Here is a 21,609-nt window from a genome sequence, read left to right as displayed (position 1 = left end):
TACACCACACGGGCAGCTCACCTATTTTGATCCCTGTCGGGTCAGATGCTTTGGCGCAACCGGGCCAGGTCTCTCAGGGGCGGCGCCCCGAACAACCGGCTGTACTCCCGACTGAACTGCGACGGGCTTTCATACCCCACCCGATACCCCGCCGCCGATGCTTCCAATCCTTCGGCAATCATCAACCGGCGCGCTTCCTGCAAGCGCAGTTGCTTCTGATACTGCAGCGGACTCATGGCGGTGATCGCCTTGAAGCGGTGGTGCAAGGTCGAGACGCTCAGGTTCACTTCCTTGGCCAGGTCATCAATGCGCAGCGGTTGCTCATAGTTGCGGTTCAACCATGTGATCGCCTGGCTGACCCGATGACTCTGGCTGTTGGCCACGGCGATTTCATACAGCCGATAACCCTGCGGGCCCCGTAGCAAGCGGTAGAGGATCTCGCGGTTGATCAGCGGCGCGAGCATGGCGATGTCTTTGGGTGTATCCAGCAGACGCGCCAGGCGCAGCACGGCGTCGAGCAGTTGATGGTCGATGCGGTCGACGTACATGCCCCGCGAGGTCGGGCGCGACGGCACGCCCATGGGCCCGGCCTCGGCAATCAGCGCGGTGAGCTGGGCCGGGTCGATATTGATGCGCACTGACAGGTTGGGGTTTTCCGGCGTAGCCTCGATGACCCGCCCGGCCACCGGCATCGCCACCGAGAACACCAGGTAATTGAGCGGATCGTAGGCGAAGATCTCGTCGGCCAGGCGCACTTCCTTGCTGCCGTTGGCAAGAATGCACAGGGCAGGCTCGACCAGCACCGGCATGAAGTCGCGCGGTGTGTTGTGGCGGTTCAGAAATAACGCGGTGATGGCCGTACCGTAGGAACCATCCTCCCAGGTATGCCGTTGCACGATGCTGGCGAGTTCGGCGCGCTGCTTCTCCATCTCGGCATCGAGGGGGATGGCTTTAGGGTCGGGCGAAGGCATGGAGCGTCCTCTGCTGGCTACTTCGATGGGTTCAGCTTAGCGGCGGCTTTTCAAACAGTGTTACGTCGATTCTGCACAATCCTTGCCTGATCCTGCGACCTATCGTGAATCAGGCAATCGCGACGCCTGTCATCTCCCTGAAACAAGGCGTTGGCCCTTGGAATAAAACCGGCTGCCAAACGTCTTCTCTACGCTTCTCGCAGGATTGTGCAATAAGCCGGCAGGAATCGACTAACCGCGCCCCGACCCACGCCGTTATCGTTGATCCTGTGGCAACACACCCCCACAGTGCTTGCCGAGCATCACTTCTCAACGGGAGAGTCGAACATGTCCACCCCCATTCCCGCGAGCCATATGGCCTTTATCCGCGCCCGCACCGGGTGCAGCACCGAACTCGGTGCACGCTTGAGCAGTTTGATCGAACCGGGCCGTCAGGCTCAGGGTTGCCTGCAATTCTCGTTGCAGCATTCCCAGGTCGACCCTGACGTGTGGTTGGTCACAGGTTTGTGGAGCAGCGAGCAGGCGATGAGCGCCTACTTCAGCTCGCCCGCCCTGATGATCTTTACCGAGCTTCTGAACGACATGGTGGTGCGCAGCATGGATTTCCAGACGTTCACCGATGCATCCGCCGCCCATGCCTATGGCGAGTACCTGCAACTCGCCGGTTAGGGTTTAGAATGGCCGACTTTCCATTGGCCAGGACCTGCAACATGGCACGTAAACAATTTGCCCACCACGAAGTCGTTTCCGCCGTAGTACCGGGGGAGGATGGCTACAGCGCTGCTGTCGCCGTCAAGACCCTGGATGGCATGGGCGCACCGCGGTTTCACAAGATCCTTGACGGTCAGAAGTTCAAGACCGCGTCCGCTGCCGATGATGCGGCTGCTGTCGAGCTGGAGCGACTGGTCGATGTGGACGAAGAGGGTCAGTTGACCTGGAACGCTGCCGGCTAGAGAACGCTGTAGATCAAATGTGGGAGCTGGCTTGCCTGCGATACAGGCACCTCGGTGGTTCAGACAAACCGAGCTGATGCTATCGCAGGCAAGCCAGCTCCCACAGTTTTGGTCACATTGCAGTCAGGGTTTGGTGGCGCCTGGTCGATACATCTTGAACAGCGCCTCAGGCCCCAGCTGGAAGTAATCCGCCGGGCCGCCGCCACGCAGGATCGGCTCGGCGGCGGCAGTGTCGTAGATGCCATCCTTGAGCAGCCACTTGGCAATATGCACCGCGACCACCTCGCCGAGCACCAGCCAGCTTGGCACCAGCGCTTTGTCGGCACGTTGCAGCTGGATGATCTGCGTCACCTTGCACTCGAACGACACCGGGCTTTCGCCCACTCGCGGTACGCCAATGATCTTCGAGGCCACCGGCGTCAGGCCGGCCAACTCGAATTCATTCACCTCTGGCGATACGGCCGCGCAGCTCTGGTTCATCTGCTCGGCCAGCGGGCGGGTGGCCAGGTTCCACACAAACTCGCCGGTCTGTTCGATGTTGTTCAGGCTGTCTTTGCGCCCGACACTGGAAAACCCGATGATCGGCGGAATGTAGTTGAACGCATTGAAGAAGCTGTAGGGCGCCAGGTTCAGGCGGCCCTCGCTGTCGTGCGAAGAGATCCAGCCGATCGGCCGGGGACCGACGATGGCGTTGAACGGGTCATGGGGCAGGCCGTGGCCGTTGGCGGGTTCGTAGAAGTGGATATCGTCGGACATGGGCCTGGTCTGCTCTCAATTCGGGGGAGTAATCATATCCAATGTGGGAGCGGGCTTGTGTGGGAGCTGGCTTGCCTGCGATGGCATCACCTCGGTTTAACTGGAAAATCGAGGTGATGCTATCGCGGGCAAGCCCGGCTCCCACACAAGCTGGGTATTTCTCCCTCTCGAACTTTTAGTCCGTGGTGATCCGCGAATGTTTGCGCGTGTCCTTCATGGTCACATACACCACCAGCGACACCGCGATACACGCGGTCACATACCAGTAGTAGCCGGTTTCCATGCCGATGCTCTTGAACCACAGCGCGATGTATTCAGCGGTGCCGCCGAAGATCGATACGGTCAGGGCATACGGCAGGCCTACACCCAACGCACGGATTTCGGTCGGGAACAGCTCGGCTTTCACCACCGCGTTGATCGAGGTATAGCCGCTGACGATGATCAGCGCGGCCATGATCAGGAAGAACGCGCCCCACCAGCTCTGGATGGTATGCAGGGTGGTAAGGATCGGCACGGTGAACAGCGTGCCGAGGATACCGAAGGCGATCAGGATCGGCCGACGGCCGACTTTATCCGACAGCCCGCCGACAATCGGCTGCAGGCACATGAACAGGAACAGTGTCGCCGCCGAGATGGTGGTGGAGTCGGAAATGCTCATGCCGACGGTGTTCACCAGATATTTCTGCATGTACGTGGTGTAGGTGTAGAAGGCCAGGGTACCGCCCATGGTCAGGCCGACCACGGTCATCAGCTCCTTGGGGTGGCGCATCAAGGTGCGCATCGCGCTTTCCTTGGCTTTTTCCTTCTTGGTGAACGACTCGGTTTCTTCCATGCCGCGACGCAGGTACAGCGCGACCACGGCGCACAGGGCACCGATGGCGAACGGGATGCGCCAGCCCCAGGCGTACAGCTGTTCGGTGGTCAGGGTTTGCTGCAGCACGATCAGCACGGCCAGCGCGATGAGCTGGCCGGAGATCAGGGTCACGTACTGGAAGCTGGAATAGAAACCACGGCGTTCCTTGGTCGCCATTTCACTGAGGTAAGTGGCGGAGGTACCGTACTCGCCTCCGACCGACAGACCTTGCAGCAAGCGCGCAAACACCAGCAGGATCGGCGCACCGATACCAATGATTTCGTAGCCTGGGCTCAGGGCAATCAGCAGCGAACCGAAGCACATCAGGTAGACCGAGGCCATCAGCGCCTTTTTACGCCCGACCTTATCGGCATACAGGCCCATCAGCCAGCCACCGATCGGGCGCATCAGGAAGCCCACGGCGAAGATCGCGGCGGTGTTGAGCAATTGAGCGGTGGTGTCGCCTTTGGGAAAAAAGGCCTTGGCGAAATACAGCGAGAAGGCGGCGTAGACATACCAGTCGTACCACTCGACCATGTTGCCGACCGATCCACTGAAGATCGATTTGATCCGGCTGGAAGTAGTGCGCGCTTTTGCCGGCGCAGCCGCCGACCCCAGAGGCAGGGAGTTGGAGTTATCCATTGAAGGATCCTTCATCTAATTGTTTTTGTGGAGCGTGCTTGAGCACTGCCTGGCTTGGGCTGTAGCAGGAGCTGTGCCAGGTGGCTAAAGGCCCGGAATAGAAGGGTTACAGGATTTTTTTAAGCGGAAAGTTGCCGATGGTTATCGGGTGATGAGCGGAAATCCGCTCATCGTCGCGGCATGCATAATCCCTGTAGGAGCGAGCTTGCTCGCGAAGAACTTCAACGCTAACGGGCTCGCCCTGGAAGCACGCGGTGTTCTTGAGTTTTTCGCGAGCAAGCTCGCTCCTACAGGAAGGTGTCTCGGACGAGACCATGCCGCTGCATTTTTTCATTCAGCGTGCGGCGCGGCAGTTGCAGCTCGGTCAGCACCGCCTTGATATCGCCTTTGTGCCGAGCCAGCGCGGCTTTGAGGCAATGCGCTTCGAACGCTTCCTGCTGCGCTGCCAGGGATTGTCCGGCCTCGACGCCCTCCGGCTCCGGTTCGCCAAGGCCGAGTACCTGGCGCTCGGCGACGTTGGCCAGCTCACGCACGTTGCCCGGCCAGTCATGGCTGAGCAGCCGCCCCAGTTGCGCCCCGCTCAAGGGCTCGACGCTGCGACCCAGGCGCTCGGCAGCGCTCTGTGCAAAGTGGTCGAACAGCAGCGGGATGTCTTCGCGGCGCTCGCGCAAGGGCGGCAGGCGCAATTGCGCGACGTTCAAGCGGTAGGCCAGGTCTTCACGAAAGCGACCGGCGCGGGCCTCGTCCAGCAGGTCCGGCTTGGTGGCGGCGATGATGCGCAGGTCCACGTGGATGCTCTGGTTGGAGCCCAGTCGCTCCAGTTTCTGTTCCTGCAATACGCGCAGCAGCTTCACTTGCTGGGCCAGCGGCATGCTTTCGATTTCATCGAGGAACAGCGTGCCGCCGTGGGCGTATTCCAGTTTGCCGATGCGCTTGCCCTGGGCGCCGGTAAACGCGCCGCTTTCGTGGCCGAACAGCTCGGCTTCAAACAGTTGCTCGGGGATCGCCGCGCAGTTGAGCGCCACAAAGTGTTTCTTCGCCCGTGGGCCGAAGTCATGCAGGCAACGGGCGACCAGCTCCTTGCCGCTGCCGGTCTCGCCACGAATCAGCACGTTGACCGGCAAGCCCGCCAATTCCAGGACCTGACGGCGCAGGGTCTGCAGCGCTCGCGACACCCCCAGAAGGGTCGAGTCCAACTGCGCGCGATGGTCGGCCTGTTGGTGCAGGCGACGGTTTTCCAGGACCAGCCCGCGCTTGTCCAGCGCGCGGCGCAGGCTGTTGAGCAAGGCGTCGGGGCTGAAGGGTTTTTCCAGGAAGTCATAGGCACCGTCGCGCATGGCTTCAACCGCCATTGGCACATCGCCGTGGCCCGTCAGCAAAATCACCGGCAAATCCGCATCGCGGCGCTGCACTTCGGCCAGCAGCTCCAGGCCGCTCAGCCCCGGCATGCGCACGTCGCTCAGGATGACGCCGGGAAAGTCCATGGGCAGTTGTGCCAGGCATTCCTCGGCACGGCTGAACAACTGCACCGCGAACCCCGACAAGCTCAGCCACTGTTCGACGGCCGTGCGGATGCTGGCTTCGTCATCGACCACAATCACCGCGTTCAACATAGGTCGGGCGTCTCCAGCGCAATAGGCAGGGTCAAGGTGAATTGCGCGCCGTCCCCGCGGTTGCCGGCGATCAGGCGACCGCCCAATTCGTGCACGATAGCGTAGGACACCGCCAGCCCCAGGCCTAGCCCATCACCCACGGGCTTGGTGGTGAAGAACGGGTCGAACACACTGTTGAGGTGTTCGTCGGCAATCCCGCCGCCGCTGTCGCTGACGCTGAGTTGCCACAGCTGTTCATCGGCATGCAGGCGGATCTCCAGGCGTTTGCGCGGCTTGTCGGCCATGGCGTCGAGCGCGTTGCGCAGCAGGTTGATCAGCACCTGCTCCAGGCGGATCGCGTCACCGCGTACCCAGGCGGGGCGGGTCAGGTCGAGCACAACGCCGATGGCTTCATCGCGCAGGCGTGCATCGAGCAGCTGCAGGGACTGGTCGACCACCGTGGCCAAATCCAGACGCTCGCGCAGGCCACTCGGGCTTTTGCGCGCGAAGGTCTTGAGATGGCCGGTCAGCGCGGCCATGCGGGTGAGCATCTCGTCCAGTGGCGTGATGGCCTTGTAGGCGTCGTCGACGCGGCCGTGATCCAGCAGCAGGCGCAAGGTGGCGAGCTGCATGCGCTGCGCCGTGAGCGGTTGATTGATCTCGTGGGCGAGGGCGGCCGACATTTGCCCCAGCGCCGCCAGCTTGGCCGATTGCACCAGGCCGTCCTGGGCGGTGCGCAGTGCCTGGGTACGCTCTTCCACCAGTTGCTCAAGCTCTTCGCGGCTGCGCTGACGCAAGCGGGCCAGGCGCCAGCGTTGGGTCAGGAACAGCACCAGGAACACCAGCGCCAGCCAGGAGCCGGCGGCGGCCAGGCCGGCGTTGCGTTGGTCCTCGAAGGCAAACTGCGGTTTGCGCAGCAGGTGCAGGGTCCAGCCTTCAGCCTTTAACGGCAGGGATTCCCAGATGTAATTGGCGTTGCCATCCGGGCCGTTGACGCGCATCAGGTTGCTGTTTTCGTCAAAGCGTTGCAGCGCCTGCATCTCCAGCGCCTGCAGGTGTTTTTTGTCGTATTGGCGGGTAGCCTTGAGTTCGGCCAGGTCGTCGGCCGACAACGGCCGCAGGTTGCGATAACGCCAGCCGGGCTGATTGGCGATAAATACGATGCCACGCGCATCGCTGACCAGCAGCAGGTCGTTGCCCTGGGCCCACTCGCGTTCAAGCTCGGGGAACTCCAGCTTGACCACCATGGCACCGAGGAACTGCTCATGCTCATCCACCACCGCGCTGGACAGGAAATACCCCGGAATGCCGGTGGTCACACCCACCGCATAAAACCGCCCGGTGCCCTGGCTCAAGGTCTGGCTGAAATACGGACGGAACGCGTAGTTGTGCCCCACATAACTGCTGGGCAAGTTCCAGTTACTGGCCGCTACGGCCAGGCCGGTGCGGTCCATCAACTCCAGGGTGGAAGACTGTGCGGCGGCGTTGATGCGTTCCAGCTTGCGGTTGAGCAGGTCCTGGGTGGCGGCATCCAGCGGGCCTTTCAAGGCATTGATCATCTCCGAGTCCAGCGCCAGTACGGCGGGCAGGGCGCGGTAGCGTTCGATCAGGGTGTGCAGCGAGTTGGCGTACAGCGCCAGCTGCTGATTGGCGCGGGCGGCGTCGTCCACCAGGGCCTGGCGTTCGGCATGGCGCGTGGCCAGGGCGGCTGCCAGCACGGTACCGGCGATGATCAGCAGGCAATAGAAGGTCAGGCGCAGGGGGCGAGGGATCACGATCATACGGTGATGGGCAGGCGCGGGGAAGGGGAGAGCACCATAGCATGACCCGCTCGAATCTTGTGGCGAACCCGGTCATGTGGGAGATGGCTTGTCGGATCGCCGCACCGCTGCGATGCAGGCGCCTCGGTTTTTCTGTTGCACCGAGGTGATGCCATCGCAGCATGGGTATCTACACAACTTTCAACGGCTGACAAATCTCCCTGTAGTGAGCGGGCTCGTCCCGCGCTGGGTGGCGAAGCCGCCCCAATAAAGACACCGCGCAGTTTCAGATAAACGCAATTCGCCTGGTTTGGGGCCGCTTCGCAGCCCAGCGCGGGACGAGCCCGCTCACTACAAAGTTGTGTAGATAACCATGGCCATCGCAGGCAAGCCAGCTCCCACCTAACCGAGTCTGCCATGACATTCTCTTCAGGCACAAAAAAGGCGACCGGGCCATGGGGCCGCAATCGCCTTGTCCTTGCAGGGAAGCGCTTACTGCACTTCCACCGCCAGGCTTTCACTGATCTTCTTCTGCCAGATGGCAGGACCGGTGATGTGGACAGACTCGCCCTTGCTGTCTACCGCAACGGTAACCGGCATGTCTTTGACGTCGAACTCGTAGATCGCTTCCATGCCCAGCTCGGCAAACGCGACAACGCGTGATTGCTTGATGGCTTGCGCCACCAGGTAAGCGGCGCCGCCGACGGCCATCAGGTACACGGCCTTGTGGTCCTTGATCGCTTCGATCGCAGTCGGGCCGCGTTCGGATTTGCCGATCATGCCCAGCAGGCCGGTTTGCTCGAGGATCTGACGGGTGAACTTGTCCATCCGCGTCGCGGTGGTCGGGCCGGCCGGGCCAACCACTTCTTCACGCACCGGATCAACCGGGCCGACGTAGTAGATGAAACGCCCCTTGAGGTCCACCGGCAGGGTTTCGCCCTTGTTCAGCATCTCGACCATGCGCTTGTGCGCGGCGTCGCGACCGGTGAGCATCTTGCCGTTGAGCAACACGGTTTCGCCCGGCTTCCAGCTCTGCACGTCTTCCGGGGTCAGGGTATCGAGGTTGACGCGACGGGCCGATGGGCCGGCTTCCCAGACGATTTCCGGGTAGGCGTCCAGCGGTGGCGCTTCCAGCGACGCCGGGCCCGAACCGTCGAGCACGAAGTGCGCATGACGGGTGGCGGCGCAGTTGGGGATCATGCACACCGGCAAGGAAGCGGCGTGGGTCGGGTAGTCCATGATCTTCACATCGAGCACGGTGGTCAGGCCGCCCAGGCCCTGTGCGCCGATGCCCAACTGATTGACCTTCTCGAACAGCTCCAGGCGCATCTCTTCGATACGGTTGGAGGGGCCGCGCTTGATCAGCTCGTGGATGTCGATGGATTCCATCAGCACTTCCTTGGCCATCACCGCGGCTTTCTCGGCGGTGCCGCCGATGCCGATGCCCAGCATGCCGGGCGGGCACCAGCCGGCGCCCATGGTCGGGACGGTCTTGAGCACCCAGTCGACGATCGAGTCGGACGGATTGAGCATGGCCATTTTCGACTTGTTCTCGGAACCGCCACCCTTGGCCGCCACGTCCACTTCCACGGTGTTACCTGGGACGATGGAGTAGTGGATGACCGCCGGGGTGTTGTCCTTGGTGTTCCTGCGCGCACCGGCCGGGTCGGCGAGGATGGAGGCACGCAGGACGTTTTCCGGCAGGTTGTAGGCGCGACGCACGCCTTCGTTGATCATGTCGTCCAGGCCCATGGTGGCGCCATCCCAACGTACGTCCATGCCCACGCGCACGAACACGGTGACGATACCGGTGTCCTGGCAGATCGGGCGATGGCCGGTGGCGCACATGCGCGAGTTGATCAGGATCTGGGCGATGGAGTCACGGGCCGCCGGCGATTCTTCGCGCAGGTAGGCTTCGTGCATGGCCTGGATGAAATCAACGGGGTGGTAGTAGGAAATGAATTGCAGGGCGTCGGCAACGCTCTGAATCAGGTCGTCTTGCTTGATCACGGTCATGAGTCGCGCTCCTCTATAAGGGAACATTCAATAAAGGTGGGCTCAGTGTGGCATCGGTCGGCTGAGCCCACCTTTCCAAGGCACGCCAGGTGGTGCAGGCGCGACGCTAAAAAGGCGCGGCAGTATAACCCGGCACGGTGGCCGATACACCCGACCATGGTCAAACTGCGTTATCGTTACGGATCATCGCAATGACTGAGACTTTATATGCCTGAACTGCACGTCGGCGAACGCCACTGGTCGGTAGCTGCCGGCAGCAACCTGCTGGACGCCTTGAACCAGGCGGGCGTGGCCGTGCCCTACAGCTGCCGTGCCGGCAGTTGCCATGCCTGTCTGGTGCGTTGCCAAGGTGATGTCGAGGACAAGCAGCCGGATGCCCTGAGCCCGGCGCAGCGTCAGGATGGCTGGCGCCTGGCGTGTCAGTGCCAGGTCGCCGGGGATCTGAAGGTTGAAACCTTTGATCCGCTCCATGACGGGTTGCCCGCACAGGTGGTCGGTGCCGATTGGCTGCACCCCCATGTGCTGCGCCTGCGCCTGCAACCGCAACGCGGCCTGCGTTACCGCGCCGGGCAGCACTTGGTGTTGTGGGCGGGGCAGGTGGCAAGGCCGTATTCCCTGGCCAGTCTGCCTCAGGAAGACCCGTTCCTGGAGTTCCATCTCGATTGCCGCCAGCCCGGGGAATTCAGTGACCTTGCCCGGCAGTTGCAGGTCGGCGACTCTTTGCGTCTGGGCGAGCTGCGCGGCGGTGCGCTGCAATACGACCCGGACTGGCAATCCCGACCGCTCTGGCTGCTGGCGTCCGGCACCGGGTTGGGTCCGTTGTGGGGCGTGTTGCGCGAGGCGTTGCGCCAGGATCACCAAGGCGATATTCGCCTGATTCACCTGGCCCATGATGCCGACGCGCATTACCTGGCCGAGCCCTTGGCGGCGCTGGCCGCACAGCATCCAAACCTGTCGGTGGAGTTGTGGACGGCGGCCGAGTCGGCCCAGGCATTGGCGCAACTGCGGCTTGTCTCGCGGCAAACCCTGGCTTTACTCTGCGGCCACCCTGCCAGTGTCGAAGTGTTTTCCAAGCGCCTGTTCCTGGCGGGGCTGCCGCGCAATCAACTGCTGGCCGATGTGTTCCTGTCCCGTAGTTGAGCGCTGAACGCTACCGCCGCGAGATTTGCCATGACCGACGCCATTTTGCAGCAACGCGAACGTGGGCTGTTGACCCTGCAGCTCAATCGCCCCGACAAGAAGAACGCGCTGACTCGCGCCATGTACACGCAACTGGCCGAGGCCTTGGAGCAGGCCGACGCGGATGCGAATATCCGCTGCGTGCTGCTTCACGGCAGCAGTGACTGTTTCACGGCGGGCAACGACATCGGCGATTTTCTCCAGCAGCCACCGAGCGATCTCGACAGCCCGCCCTTTCACTTCATGAAAAGCCTGCTTAACTGCCGCAAGCCGGTGATCGCCGCCGTGGCGGGCGCGGCGGTGGGTATCGGCACGACCTTGCTGCTGCATTGTGACCTGGTGTACGTCAGCCGAGATGCGCGGTTGCGCATGCCGTTCGTCAATCTTGGGCTGTGTCCGGAGTTTGGTTCGAGCCTGATCCTGCCGAGATTATTGGGGCATGCCAAAGCGTCTGAGTTGTTGCTGCTGGGCGAGGGGTTCAGCGGCGAGCAGGCGGCGGCCTGGGGGATCGCTACCGAGGCGCTGGGCAGTGGCGAGGCGGCGCTGGCCAAGGCGCGGGAAATGGCTGAACGCTTCGAGACGCTGGCGCCGGGGGCCGTGCAGGTGACCAAGCAGTTGATGAGGAGTGTGGATCGAGAGCAATTGCGGCAAGTGATCGAGGAGGAGGGGGCGTTGTTTACCCAGCGGTTGAGATCGCCGGAGGCGATTGCGGCGATGTCGGCGTTTATTACTCGGCGCTGAAATGCGGGTGGCTGGACTGACGCTATCGCAGGCAAGCCAGCTCCCACATTGAAATGCGGTCAACTGTGGGAGCCGGGCTTGCCCGCGATGGGCATGGGTATCTACACAACTTTCAACGGTGTGTGGCGAGGAGCTTGCTTGGCGGCCTTCGAGCCGACCGTTTTTTGGGGTTTGACCGAGTACATATCCGTTGCTGCGGTAACGGCGGCTTAGGGTTCCGCCCTTACGGCGGGTCACTTTTTGAAGAGCGCAAAAAGTAACCAAAAACGCATCGCCCCACCACTCGGTGCCTCGCCTAGGCTCGGCATGCCCGTAATCCGACATTGATTTGGGGGGCCGCCGCCACGCGCCATCCATGGCGCGGGGCGGCTAAACCGGCGTCCTGCCGGTTTACCCCCCAAATCAATATCGAATTACGGCCAGCGTGGTTGACGGGGCGCCTCAGATCAAGATCAAAAACAAAGCGCGGCGGCCTTAGAGCCGACCGGTATTCATGTCGAACTCGGTTCAAAATGTGGGAGCTGTCGAGCCCCAGCGAGGCTGCGAAGGCGGCGGCACTGCTGGCATTTTTTTCGCCTGAGCCACCGCTTTCGCAGCCTCGCTAAAGCTCGACAGCTCCCACAGGGAGATTGCTCAACTGAAAGTTGTGTAGATACCCATGCTGCGATGGGGGCTTCACCTTCAACCCATCAACCCGCCATGAAATGCAAAAGCCCCGCCATTCACAGGGCGGGGCTTTTGTTTTTCAGCCTGTCACTTAGACCATTGGATCGCCAACGTGCAGGATCTTCATGCCGTTGGTGCCGCCGATGGTGTGGTAGCTGTCGCCCTTGGTCAGGATGACCCAGTCGCCTTTCTCCACGACACCGCGTTTGATCAGCTCGTCGATGGCAGCCTGGCTCACTTCATGTGGCGGCAACGAAGCCGGGTCGAACGGTACGGTGTACACCCCACGGAACATGGCCGCACGGGCCTGGGTTTCGCGGTGCGGGGAGAACGCGTAGATCGGCACCGAGGAGCGAATGCGCGACATGATCAACGGCGTGTAGCCACTTTCGGTCAAGGCAATGATCGCCTTCACGCCCGGGAAGTGGTTCGCGGTGTACATGGCGGCCAGGGCGATACTCTGGTCACAGCTTTCGAACTCTTTGCCGATGCGATGGCTGGAGGTCTTGCTGGTCGGGTGCTTTTCGGCGCCAAGGCAGATACGCGCCATGGCTTGCACGGCTTCCAGTGGATACGGCCCCGCAGCACTTTCAGCCGAGAGCATCACGGCGTCGGTGTAGTCGAGCACGGCGTTGGCCACGTCGGACACTTCGGCGCGGGTCGGCATCGGGTTCTGGATCATCGACTCCATCATCTGGGTCGCCACGATCACCGCTTTGTTATGACGGCGTGCGTGCAGGATGATTTTTTTCTGGATGCCGATCAGCTCGGCGTCACCGATTTCCACGCCCAGGTCGCCACGGGCAACCATCACCGCGTCGGAAGCCTTGATCAGGCCGTCGAGGGTTTCGTCGTTAGCCACGGCCTCGGCACGTTCGATCTTCGCCACCAGCCAGGCAGTACCGCCGGCTTCGTCGCGCAGTTTACGGGCGTACTCCATGTCGGCGGCGTCGCGCGGGAAGGACACGGCGAGGTAGTCCACTTCCATTTCGGCGGCGAGCTTGATGTCGGCCTTGTCTTTTTCGGTCAGGGCCGGTGCCGTCAGGCCACCACCACGACGGTTGATGCCCTTGTGGTCGGACAGCGGGCCGCCGATGAGCACGGTGCAATTGAGCTCAGTCGGGGTTGCGGTATCGACACGCATGACCACGCGGCCATCGTCCAGCAGCAGTTCGTCACCAACGCCGCAATCTTTCACCAGGTCCGGGTAGTCGATGCCAACGACGTCCTGGGTGCCCTCGGTCAATGGGTGGCTGGTAGAGAAGGTGAACTTGTCACCGATCTTCAGCTCGATCCGCTTGTTGGCGAATTTGGCGATGCGGATTTTCGGGCCTTGCAGGTCACCCAGCAATGCCACGAAGCGGCCGTGCTTGGCGGCCAGGTCACGCACCAGCTTGGCGCGAGCCTTGTGCTCGTCCGGGGTGCCGTGGGAGAAGTTCAGACGGGCTACGTCCAAACCAGCCAGAATCAGCTGTTCGAGGACTTCCGGCGAGTTGCTGGCCGGGCCAAGGGTGGCGACGATTTTGGTGCGACGGACGGACATGCACAGACTCCTGAGTTCAAGCGCTGAGGAAGGCTACTATGCTCTTTCGTTGTAGTCATTGTTCGTTTGCACTACTTATCGACGATTGACTTGTTTTCGTTGCGGCTGAATACGAACATCCTTGAAGATTTTCGACGAGGGGTCGATACACTGCACAAGACAGGAGAACCCTCATGCGAATTTTGCTCATTGCTGCCCTGGCCGTCAGTGTTGTCGGCTGCACCCGCTGGTCGATGGACCACCATTTGAACAATGCCTATCGCGCCTACACGATCGGCGATTGCGAGCGCGTTACCCTGGAATTGTCCCAGGTCGACCGTAAAAGTCGCACCCGGCGCTACGTGCAGCCGGAAGTCTCGATGTTGCGCGGGCAGTGCCTGGAGCGGCAAAAGCTGTTCGTCGATGCGGCGCAGACCTATCAGTTCATCATCAATCAATACCCGTCGAGTGAGTACGCCTACCGCGCTCGCGCGAGGCTGGACACCTTGCAACAGTTAGGGCACTACCCCGGTTTAAAGGTCGCTCAGCCACGCCCGGCGTCCTTGTGATGCTATTCGTCGTTTCATAGCTGGCCCCCTGCCAGTCTTGGGCTATCCTTTGAATGTCCGTTTGTACAAGTTTTATCTGCAAACGGATGTAGAGCCCGGACTCGGCGGCTGTCTGGCGGCACAACGTTGATTGTGTGCGCACCGAAGTCCAGGGAGAGCGAGCGGTTTTTGGCTCGTTCCGAATCACTGGCACGGCCGCAGTCATGGCCATTGGATGGCGATTTCACTATGTTTACCGACCGACGGATCGAGCGGCATCAGCTACCTTGTTTTCTGCAAGTGTTTAACCGCCTTACTGATAAACCCATCGGGTTCCTGGGCAACGTCTCGGAAGACGGGCTGATGTTAATCAGCCAGCTGCCCATGATGGTCGATGTGGACTTCGAGCTGCGTGTGAAGATTCCTGCGGCTGACGGCACCTGGAATCCGATTGACCTCACGGCAACCTGTCTCTGGAGCCACGAGGACATCAACCCCCAACATTACGACTCCGGCTTCAGGGTGCTCCAGGCCCCTGAGGAATATGGACAATTGGTCAGCGTCTTGCTGCATTACTTCAGTTTTGATCCGTTGCAGGCGTCGGCTTAGGCGCATTGGCGACCCGGTTTCGGTGGGGTCGGCCCTGCCGTAACCGTGGGTTTCTTGCGCAGGGCTTTCTTAGATTGCACCGGCTTTCTTCCAACCCAGGTAGCGTGTCACCAAGGCCGGCCCCAGTTCGGACGGCAGGGTGTCGAGTACCGACAGGCCTTGCGCGCTGAGACGGTCGTGCAGTTGGTTGCGGGTATTCAAGTAATCGATGGTGCCGCTGTAGGCCAAGGCTTCCGCCAAGGTTTGCACGGGGACCTGGCGCAGTTGATCGACTACTTCCTCGCGGAGGCTGGCCACCAGCACCCTATGTTGGCGGCTGATGCGCTTGACGGCCGTCAGCAGTGCCTCGTCGTCCTCATCCCGCAGGTTGGTGACCACGACCACCAACGCTCGGCGCTTCTGTCGGGCCAACAACTGGCTTGCCGCCGCCTGATAGTCGGCGGTGCGTCGGGTAGTGTCCAGGTCATATACCGCGTTGAGCAACAGGTTCAACTGGCTGCTCCCCTTCACCGGCGCCACGTAGCGGGGCTGGTCACCAGCAAAGGTGCACAGCCCCACCGCATCGCCTTCACGCAAGGCGACGTAGCTGAGCAGCAGGCAGGCATTGAGGGCGTGGTCAAAATGGGACAGCTCGTCATCCTGGCTGCGCATGCGGCGGCCGCAATCGAGCATGAACACGATCTGCTGGTCGCGCTCATCCTGGTACTCACGCGCGATGGGCGTGCGCTGCCGCGCGGTAGCCTTCCAATCGATCTGCCGAAGGCTGTCACCCTCGCGAAACTCGCGCAGTTGATGAAACTCCAGCCCCAGGCCTCGTCGTTGGCGCTGACGCACGCCCAGTTGGCTCAGCCAGTTGTCCACGCCCAGCAGCTGCGCGCCATACAACCGGGCGAAATCCGGGTAGACGCGGGTGGCGTCGTTCGCTTCGATAAAGCGCCGCGCTGACCACAGCCCCATTGGGCTGGGCAGGTAGATTTCGCAGCGGCTGAAACTGAAATGCCCGCGCCGCAGGGGGCGAACGCGATAGCCCAGCTCACTGCGTTCACCGGGGCGCAGGTCAATGGGCTGGGGCATGTTCTCTACTGTTAACCCGTCGGGCACGTGATCGAACACCTGCATTGTCAGCGGCTGCAGGAAGTCATGCTCCAAGGCCAGGCGTACTTCGCCCCAACGCCCCAGCGCCAGGCTGCCCGGCACCTGCCGCTGCACTCGGGGCGACGGACGGCGACGCAGGCGCAGCGCATCCAGCGTGGCCAGCAGCAACAGTGCCAGGAGCAGTCCCCATGCGACCGAATGCAAGGTGTCGGGCACCTTGAGCTGCAACGCAGCCGCAGTGCCCAGCAGGATGTTCAACCCCAGCAATACGCCGAGCCAATTCAACAGCAGGCGGGTCGGTTTCATGGGCGGGTCATTGCCGAGGTGCCGGAATTTGATCGAGCAGTTGCTTAAGCACCTGGTCGACCTCCAGCCCGTCGATATCCAACTCTGGTGCGATACGCACCCGGTGACGTAATACCGCCAGGGCGCATCCCTTGATGTCGTCCGGGGTGACGAATTCACCTGCGCGCAGCAAGGCGCGGGCACGCGCGCCACGCACCAGGGCGATGGACGCGCGCGGGCCGGCGCCGATGGCCAGTCCCGGCCAGCTACGGGTGGCACGCGCCAGGCGCACGGCGTAGTCGAGTACTTGTTCGTCGAGGGCCAATTCGCTCGCGATCTGCTGCAACTGCAGCACATCCGCGGCCTGCAACACCGTGCGCAACGGGTGTACATCCAGCATGTCGGCCCGGGATGAGCGCGTTACCTCGCGCACCATCTCCAGTTCCTGCTGTGCGTCGGGGTAATCCATGCGCACCTTGAGCATGAAACGATCCAGTTCCGCTTCCGGCAGAGGGTAAGTGCCTTCCTGTTCGATGGGGTTCTGGGTGGCCAGCACCATGAACGGCTGGCTGATGGGCAGCGCCTCGCCTTCAAGGGTAACTTGCCGCTCCTGCATGGCCTCGAGCAAGGCCGCCTGGGTCTTGGCCGGAGCGCGGTTGATTTCGTCGGCCAGCAGCAAGTGGGTGAACACCGGGCCTTTGCGCAGTTTGAACTGTTCGGTGTGCAGGTCGTATACGGCGTGGCCGGTGACATCGCTCGGCATCAGGTCCGGGGTAAACTGGATGCGCGCGAAATCGCCATCGAAGCAACGTGCCAGGGCGCGCACCAGCAAGGTCTTGCCCAGCCCCGGCACGCCTTCCAGCAACACATGGCCGCCGGCAATCAATGCGGTCAGGACATCATCGATTACCTGCTCCTGGCCAATCACCGCCTTGCGCAATTCAGTGCGCAGGGCCTGGGCTTGGGCGCTGGCGCGTTGCAGGGTTTCGCTGCTCAAGGCGGTGGCGCTGGGTAGTTCGCTCATAAGGCATTCCTGAGGGTTTGCAGGCACGCCACCTGCCGGCTGAAATCGGCGCTGGAAAGCCGTTTTTCCGGGAGTGGGCCAAGGGCCTGGCTGATGACGTGAGAAGGTTGGCGCGTCAGGTGCTCAAGCACCCGGCGCTGATCTGCGTTGTCGAGGTGCTCAAAACCGGGATGACGGCGCCGGGCCGCGCGCAGGATATCGTGCTGCAAGGCTTGCAGCAGCGTGCCCTGGCCGCTGCGGCGCAGCAGGAAGTCGGCGCTGGCCTTGAGGTGTTCCTGCAATTGGCGGCGTGCAGGGGATGCCGGAGCGCGGATCGGGCCTTGGCGCATGGCGGCCTGCCAGAGCGCCAAGGCTATCAAGGCGACGAATGCCACCAGGGCCTGTGGGAAATAGCGCATCAGCAGGGTGAACAGGTCATCGAAATCATTGTTGAACAGTAAGGTCACGTCCGTGCCCTGGCTCAGGTACCAGAGCAACCAGGCATTGTCGTGTTTACCGATGTCCGGAGTCTTCCACAGGTCGCTGTCGGTGATCACCGTGACGCGGCCTTGCCCCAGGTTGAGTTGCATCAGGTGGCTCGACTGCGCGCTGTTGGCAGAAAACTGCGCCAGATGCCTGGGGTCGGTGAGGTTGAAGTCTGTGTCGAAACTGAAATAAGCCGGTGCGGTTTCATTATCGACGTACAGCTTGGTGAGGTCCGGCGCTTTCTTTCCAGGAGGCTTTTTACTGGCAGGGGCGGGCTCTTCAGGCTCATCACTCCAGGTCTGGTGGATATGCAAGCGATCAAGCAGCAGGTCACCGCTTTTGCCTGCCTCGTCATCCCACAGGGCCTCGGCCACCAGCAACAGATGACCCCCGGATCGGGTCCAGGCCAGCAGTTGCTCTACTTGGCGTGGCGTAAGACTGCTGCGCTCGCCAAGCATCAGCAGGCTGTTGCCCTTGGCGGGCAGCGTAGCCAGGCGTTCCAGGCTATTGGCATGGGCCACGGCCAAGCCTTGTTGGCGCAGAAAGTGCTCGGCCGCCAGGTAAGGGTTGGCCAGCGCCTCCGGAGAGGGGCCGCGGTCCACCACTTCATCGTAGGGAACCGCTTTGCTCCCTGCGTAATAACCCCCCGCCGCCAGCAGGCATGCCAGCAATAGCCCCACCCACAATAATGGCCGGTTCATTGGCTGCCCCCTGAGCTGAACAGGCTGCGCCAATCGCCGCACAGTTTTTGCTGGGCCGAGAGGGGCGGTAGGCGATGACCGTAGGCGAGGTTTTGCCAATGCCGGGTCAATTCGTCGCTGAACGCCAGCAGTTGCGCGTGCTGCAACAGGTGAACGCGCTCCAGCACCTGGCCTTCGGTGTCAGCGCTTTTCAGCGGCAGCTTAAAATCATGCAGCAAGCGGCTGAGGAGGCCGCGGTACAGCAGGCCGAGGGCTTCCCTTGGTTGGGTGCTCCACAGGTGCTCGGCGGCGGTGGCAACATCGTCGGGCAATGTTTCGGCGCCCAGTTCGAGGCCGAACAATTGTGTGGGTATTGGTTTGACGACTTTAGGCTTGCGCGGCCCGCGCCGGCTGACAAAGGTGCGCGCCCAATCGCGATAACGCCACGCCAGCATGATCAAGGCGCCGATCAGGATGCCCCATAACAGCACCTCCAGGCCCTGGGCGATAGATTTGAAAATGTTGCTGTTGAGGTTGTCGAGCAGCGCCTTGAGCCAGTCCGGAAGTTTACCGTCGCTGACAGCCTTGTTTTTAGCCGTAGGCTTTTCTTCACCAAAGCGGTAACGCGTGACGGTTTCCGGGTTCTTGAAAGGGGGGTTGTCCAGCAGCGACCTGATGGATTGGTTCGCGCTCTGGGTACTCAGTGGCTGGTGAGAGCCTGAAGCTTCGGCCATAGCGGGCGCGCTGAATGGCGACAGCGTCAAGCCGATCACCAGCAACAACAGCGCAGCGACACTGCTGAGGCGTTGCCGAAGGCGACGGAACACCAGCTCCAGGTCCCAGGCCTCCAGCACGGTGCGGCGGTTAAGGTAAAGGCTGAAGCCACAGGCGACATAGATCGGCTCCCAGAATACCAGGATCAAGGCATAGAAGGCGTTGCTCAGGTGTTCAAGCCAGAGTCCTTCCGAGCTTGCCGCCAATGCCAGGCTTTGCCAGTCCCAATCCATCTCGACGTTCTGCGGGATAAATAGATAGAACAGCGCCATGCAACCCAACCACAGCCCCATTTCCAGGTGCATGCCGACGATCGTCAGCCAGCGCGCCGCGCCGGCGTTACGTTGCTGCAGCACACCGAGGCGTTTTTGCCGTGCCGGGCCATCCAGACCCTCAAGTTGGCTTACCGGCATGACAAAGCTGCGGCTCAGGCTGAGTCGCCGCCAGGTCAGGCTGGCCAGCAACTGGCCTTTGAGCAGGCTTGGCCATGCACGCACCGTTTGCTTGATGCCGGGTGTTTCGCCAAACAGGGCCTTGGACAGGATATACAGCGGCAGGCGGTCAAAGGCCGGCTTGAGCCACCAGAACACAAAAATGGCGGTGGATGGGTACTTCCACAGCAATGCAGTGAGTAAGGCGAAGACTGGCAGGGACACCAATGCCCAACTGCCCATCAGGAGCAAACGGTATTGGCGGGCCATCAATACCCCAAGGTCCATGGCTTCCCAGGCAGTACGTGGGCGTATTACCACGCTGGCGTCACTGAGGCGCATGGTGATTCCTTCCGGCAAGACTCAGGTATGCGCCCACCAGCAGCCACAGCGCGGCGCCCACCAGGTATTTGATCCAAGGTGCTATCACGGTGATGGATGACCAATAAGCCTCGATAAAGGCGGCGATCAGCAGGAAGATCATGGCACCGCACAACATTTGCACGCTCTTGCGTGCCGCCAGCCGCAGGGATTCGCCACGAGTCAATTGCCCGGGAGCGATCAGCCCCCAGCCCAGTTGCAAGCCCGCGGCACCGGCGAGGGCAATTGCCGTCAGTTCGAACGCACCATGTCCGATGACGAATGACCAGAAGGTCTGCCCATAACCTATTTCGGTCAGGTGCCCGGAGACCGCACCAATGACCAGGCCGTTGAAAATCAGGAAGAACACACTGCCCAGGCCGAACAGCAAGCCCGCGGCAAAGGTCTGGAACGCGATGCCGGTGTTGTGCATCACGTAGTAGCCGAACATCATCCAGTCTTCGCTCGATGCGCGCTCGGCGGCGCGGCCCAGGCGGCTGGCGTCGGGGTCATACATGCCCTGCATCTCGGCCACCTGCTGGGGGCTGACGATGGCGTAGATAAGGTCTGGAAACAGATAGACCAGCAGGGCGATGCCCACCAGGCTGCCGAAGAACAGCAGGCTGGCTACGAGGACGAAACGCCATTGTTCCCGCACCAGGCGGGGGAAATCGGCCAGTACAAAACCCAGCACATTTGCCGCCAATTGGCTGCGATGGCGGTAGAGCTGTTGATGGCCGCGCAGCGCCAGCTGTTGCAGGGGGTCGACCAAGTAGCTGCTATAGCCGCGTTCCTGGGCCAGGGCCAGGTGCTGGCACAGGCGTCGGTACTGATGGGGGAAGTCAGTTATGTCACTGGCTTTTGCCTGGCCTTGCTCCAACTGTTTCAGGTGTTCGGCAAAAACCTGCCATTGCGGCTGGTGGCGGCTTTCGAAAAGGCTCTGCTTCATGTCGGCCCCAACAGGCCACGGGCCACGCCGTTGAGCTGCTCCACGGCGCGGGCCGGGGATACCTGCAAGGGAGCGGCGAGAATCGACGCCAGCTCGTGAACGCGCTCGCTGGACAGTTCACCCTGGCGCTCGGCAAAGCCAAGGATGGCCCGTTGCTCACTCAACTCCAGGGCGAAGGGCAGGCGCAAGGCCGCCGCTTTGGGAACCTGGGGGCGCACCAGCGGCTGCTCCCGATAGATCACCAATGTGCCGGCGGCAACGTCGCCCAGACGCTTGAAGTGAGGGTGCTGCAGGCAACTGATTGCACCGAGGAAGTAGCCGAATGGAAGCATGTCCACAAACCGCAGCAGGTTACGGATCAATGACGCGGACCAGCCAATCGGGGTGCCGTCGTCTTGTACAACACGCAGCCCCATGACCTGTTTGCCGGGCGAGCACCCCTGGTTGAGCACCTCGAACAGCACCATGTACCACCAACTGATCAGGAACAGCAGCAGCGAACCCAGGCCGATACCGATATTGCCAAGCAAGGCCAATGGCACCAGCAGGATGCCCATGACCACCCCGCGCGCGCCCAGGTCGAAGGCAAACGCCAGCGCGCGGGGTACCAGGCCGGCGGGGCGCAGGGGCAGGTCGATACCCTCCGGGGTTTCGATCTGGTAGCGGGTGTCCAATGGGGCTGAGGGCATCGCGATCCTTGGCAGTGCAGAGTGGCTGGAGACACGGATGCTAGCAGTG

The 21,609-nt window shown here is 61.9% G+C and carries 19 protein-coding genes; 6 read left to right on the top strand and 13 right to left on the bottom strand.

The window, feature by feature from the left end:
* Positions 1-41: 41 nt before the first annotated feature.
* Positions 42-971: an AraC family transcriptional regulator gene (locus BLL36_RS01940; protein ID WP_076949790.1), complete on the bottom strand. Its 930-nt coding sequence runs from the start codon at positions 969-971 to the stop codon at positions 42-44.
* Between the two features lie 327 nt (positions 972-1,298).
* Here BLL36_RS01940 and BLL36_RS01935 point away from each other — a divergent pair, with 327 nt between their 5' ends.
* Both BLL36_RS01935 and BLL36_RS01930 read left to right on the top strand, forming a co-directional pair.
* Entirely contained in the window at positions 1,299-1,640 is a 342-nt protein-coding gene (locus tag BLL36_RS01935) for a putative quinol monooxygenase (protein WP_076949789.1), read from the top strand.
* 8 nt (positions 1,641-1,648) lie between these two features.
* The gene (locus BLL36_RS01930; RefSeq protein WP_076949788.1) at positions 1,649-1,924 is read left to right on the top strand and encodes a hypothetical protein; all 276 of its coding nucleotides are present in this window, start codon (positions 1,649-1,651) and stop codon (positions 1,922-1,924) included.
* 123 nt (positions 1,925-2,047) lie between these two features.
* On the opposite strand, the gene BLL36_RS01925 is transcribed toward BLL36_RS01930, so the two are convergent.
* The 5 genes from BLL36_RS01925 to BLL36_RS01900 all read right to left on the bottom strand — a co-directional run bounded on the left by BLL36_RS01925 (position 2,048) and on the right by BLL36_RS01900 (position 9,543).
* Entirely contained in the window at positions 2,048-2,680 is a 633-nt protein-coding gene (locus tag BLL36_RS01925) for a flavin reductase family protein (RefSeq protein ID WP_076949787.1), read from the bottom strand.
* 175 nt (positions 2,681-2,855) lie between these two features.
* Positions 2,856-4,175 (bottom strand): MFS transporter, encoded by a 1,320-nt coding sequence (locus BLL36_RS01915; RefSeq protein WP_076949785.1) that lies wholly within the window; start codon positions 4,173-4,175, stop codon positions 2,856-2,858.
* Between the two features lie 287 nt (positions 4,176-4,462).
* Entirely contained in the window at positions 4,463-5,788 is a 1,326-nt protein-coding gene (locus BLL36_RS01910; protein ID WP_076949784.1) for a sigma-54-dependent transcriptional regulator, read from the bottom strand.
* The gene (locus tag BLL36_RS01905) at positions 5,782-7,548 is read right to left on the bottom strand and encodes an ATP-binding protein (RefSeq protein WP_076949783.1); all 1,767 of its coding nucleotides are present in this window, start codon (positions 7,546-7,548) and stop codon (positions 5,782-5,784) included. The genes BLL36_RS01910 and BLL36_RS01905 overlap by 7 nt, the downstream gene beginning before the upstream one ends.
* Positions 7,549-8,019: 471 nt before the next feature.
* Complete coding sequence (locus BLL36_RS01900; protein WP_076949782.1) at positions 8,020-9,543, bottom strand: fumarate hydratase; 1,524 nt, start codon at positions 9,541-9,543, stop codon at positions 8,020-8,022.
* A gap of 207 nt (positions 9,544-9,750) precedes the next feature.
* On the opposite strand from BLL36_RS01900, the gene BLL36_RS01895 reads away from it, so the two are divergent.
* Both BLL36_RS01895 and BLL36_RS01890 read left to right on the top strand, forming a co-directional pair.
* Positions 9,751-10,683: an iron-sulfur-binding ferredoxin reductase gene (locus BLL36_RS01895; RefSeq protein WP_076949781.1), complete on the top strand. Its 933-nt coding sequence runs from the start codon at positions 9,751-9,753 to the stop codon at positions 10,681-10,683.
* Between the two features lie 30 nt (positions 10,684-10,713).
* Entirely contained in the window at positions 10,714-11,463 is a 750-nt protein-coding gene (locus tag BLL36_RS01890; protein ID WP_076949780.1) for an enoyl-CoA hydratase-related protein, read from the top strand.
* A gap of 757 nt (positions 11,464-12,220) precedes the next feature.
* Here BLL36_RS01890 and pyk read toward each other — a convergent pair.
* On the bottom strand, positions 12,221-13,672 hold the full coding sequence (pyk, locus tag BLL36_RS01885) for a pyruvate kinase (protein WP_076949779.1): 1,452 nt from the start codon (positions 13,670-13,672) through the stop codon (positions 12,221-12,223).
* Between the two features lie 173 nt (positions 13,673-13,845).
* Here pyk and BLL36_RS01880 point away from each other — a divergent pair, with 173 nt between their 5' ends.
* On the top strand, positions 13,846-14,220 hold the full coding sequence (locus BLL36_RS01880) for a tol-pal system YbgF family protein (protein WP_076949778.1): 375 nt from the start codon (positions 13,846-13,848) through the stop codon (positions 14,218-14,220).
* A 228-nt stretch (positions 14,221-14,448) separates the two neighbouring features.
* Positions 14,449-14,808, top strand: coding sequence for a PilZ domain-containing protein (locus BLL36_RS01875; protein ID WP_076949777.1), 360 nt, complete (start codon positions 14,449-14,451; stop codon positions 14,806-14,808).
* 69 nt (positions 14,809-14,877) lie between these two features.
* Here the strand turns inward: BLL36_RS01875 and BLL36_RS01870 are convergent, their stop codons facing one another.
* Genes BLL36_RS01870 through BLL36_RS01845 form a run of 6 tightly spaced genes read right to left on the bottom strand, consistent with a single transcriptional unit; the run spans position 14,878 to position 21,560 of the window.
* Positions 14,878-16,209: a DUF58 domain-containing protein gene (locus BLL36_RS01870; protein WP_076949776.1), complete on the bottom strand. Its 1,332-nt coding sequence runs from the start codon at positions 16,207-16,209 to the stop codon at positions 14,878-14,880.
* 7 nt (positions 16,210-16,216) lie between these two features.
* Entirely contained in the window at positions 16,217-17,212 is a 996-nt protein-coding gene (locus BLL36_RS01865; RefSeq protein WP_076949775.1) for an AAA family ATPase, read from the bottom strand.
* Positions 17,209-18,378 (bottom strand): DUF4350 domain-containing protein, encoded by a 1,170-nt coding sequence (locus tag BLL36_RS01860; protein ID WP_076949774.1) that lies wholly within the window; start codon positions 18,376-18,378, stop codon positions 17,209-17,211. The genes BLL36_RS01865 and BLL36_RS01860 overlap by 4 nt, the downstream gene beginning before the upstream one ends.
* The gene (locus BLL36_RS01855) at positions 18,375-19,904 is read right to left on the bottom strand and encodes a DUF4129 domain-containing protein (RefSeq protein WP_076949773.1); all 1,530 of its coding nucleotides are present in this window, start codon (positions 19,902-19,904) and stop codon (positions 18,375-18,377) included. The genes BLL36_RS01860 and BLL36_RS01855 overlap by 4 nt, the downstream gene beginning before the upstream one ends.
* Positions 19,891-20,871, bottom strand: a complete 981-nt coding sequence (locus tag BLL36_RS01850) for a stage II sporulation protein M (protein ID WP_076949772.1) — start codon at positions 20,869-20,871, stop codon at positions 19,891-19,893. The genes BLL36_RS01855 and BLL36_RS01850 overlap by 14 nt, the downstream gene beginning before the upstream one ends.
* On the bottom strand, positions 20,868-21,560 hold the full coding sequence (locus BLL36_RS01845; RefSeq protein ID WP_076949771.1) for an RDD family protein: 693 nt from the start codon (positions 21,558-21,560) through the stop codon (positions 20,868-20,870). Before BLL36_RS01845 ends, BLL36_RS01850 begins: the two co-directional genes overlap by 4 nt.
* Positions 21,561-21,609: the final 49 nt, after the last annotated feature.

Origin of the sequence: Pseudomonas cedrina subsp. cedrina (assembly GCF_001983175.1) — a bacterium.
GTDB lineage: Bacteria > Pseudomonadota > Gammaproteobacteria > Pseudomonadales > Pseudomonadaceae > Aquipseudomonas > Aquipseudomonas cedrina.
Note: the sequence above shows the minus strand (reverse complement) of the source record. Positions and strands in the feature narration are given on the sequence as shown.

Excerpts from the sequence above, each read along its gene's own strand:
- BLL36_RS01940 (WP_076949790.1), bottom strand. The coding sequence starts at position 971 with ATGCCTTCGCCCGACCCTAAAGCCATCCCCCTCGATGCCGAGATGGAG.
- BLL36_RS01935 (WP_076949789.1), top strand. The coding sequence starts at position 1,299 with ATGTCCACCCCCATTCCCGCGAGCCATATGGCCTTTATCCGCGCCCGC.
- BLL36_RS01930 (WP_076949788.1), top strand. The coding sequence starts at position 1,649 with ATGGCCGACTTTCCATTGGCCAGGACCTGCAACATGGCACGTAAACAA.
- BLL36_RS01925 (WP_076949787.1), bottom strand. The coding sequence starts at position 2,680 with ATGTCCGACGATATCCACTTCTACGAACCCGCCAACGGCCACGGCCTG.
- BLL36_RS01915 (WP_076949785.1), bottom strand. The coding sequence starts at position 4,175 with ATGGATAACTCCAACTCCCTGCCTCTGGGGTCGGCGGCTGCGCCGGCA.
- BLL36_RS01910 (WP_076949784.1), bottom strand. The coding sequence starts at position 5,788 with ATGTTGAACGCGGTGATTGTGGTCGATGACGAAGCCAGCATCCGCACG.
- BLL36_RS01905 (WP_076949783.1), bottom strand. The coding sequence starts at position 7,548 with ATGATCGTGATCCCTCGCCCCCTGCGCCTGACCTTCTATTGCCTGCTG.
- BLL36_RS01900 (WP_076949782.1), bottom strand. The coding sequence starts at position 9,543 with ATGACCGTGATCAAGCAAGACGACCTGATTCAGAGCGTTGCCGACGCC.
- BLL36_RS01895 (WP_076949781.1), top strand. The coding sequence starts at position 9,751 with ATGCCTGAACTGCACGTCGGCGAACGCCACTGGTCGGTAGCTGCCGGC.
- BLL36_RS01890 (WP_076949780.1), top strand. The coding sequence starts at position 10,714 with ATGACCGACGCCATTTTGCAGCAACGCGAACGTGGGCTGTTGACCCTG.
- pyk (WP_076949779.1), bottom strand. The coding sequence starts at position 13,672 with ATGTCCGTCCGTCGCACCAAAATCGTCGCCACCCTTGGCCCGGCCAGC.
- BLL36_RS01880 (WP_076949778.1), top strand. The coding sequence starts at position 13,846 with ATGCGAATTTTGCTCATTGCTGCCCTGGCCGTCAGTGTTGTCGGCTGC.
- BLL36_RS01875 (WP_076949777.1), top strand. The coding sequence starts at position 14,449 with ATGTTTACCGACCGACGGATCGAGCGGCATCAGCTACCTTGTTTTCTG.
- BLL36_RS01870 (WP_076949776.1), bottom strand. The coding sequence starts at position 16,209 with ATGAAACCGACCCGCCTGCTGTTGAATTGGCTCGGCGTATTGCTGGGG.
- BLL36_RS01865 (WP_076949775.1), bottom strand. The coding sequence starts at position 17,212 with ATGAGCGAACTACCCAGCGCCACCGCCTTGAGCAGCGAAACCCTGCAA.
- BLL36_RS01860 (WP_076949774.1), bottom strand. The coding sequence starts at position 18,378 with ATGAACCGGCCATTATTGTGGGTGGGGCTATTGCTGGCATGCCTGCTG.
- BLL36_RS01855 (WP_076949773.1), bottom strand. The coding sequence starts at position 19,904 with ATGCGCCTCAGTGACGCCAGCGTGGTAATACGCCCACGTACTGCCTGG.
- BLL36_RS01850 (WP_076949772.1), bottom strand. The coding sequence starts at position 20,871 with ATGAAGCAGAGCCTTTTCGAAAGCCGCCACCAGCCGCAATGGCAGGTT.
- BLL36_RS01845 (WP_076949771.1), bottom strand. The coding sequence starts at position 21,560 with ATGCCCTCAGCCCCATTGGACACCCGCTACCAGATCGAAACCCCGGAG.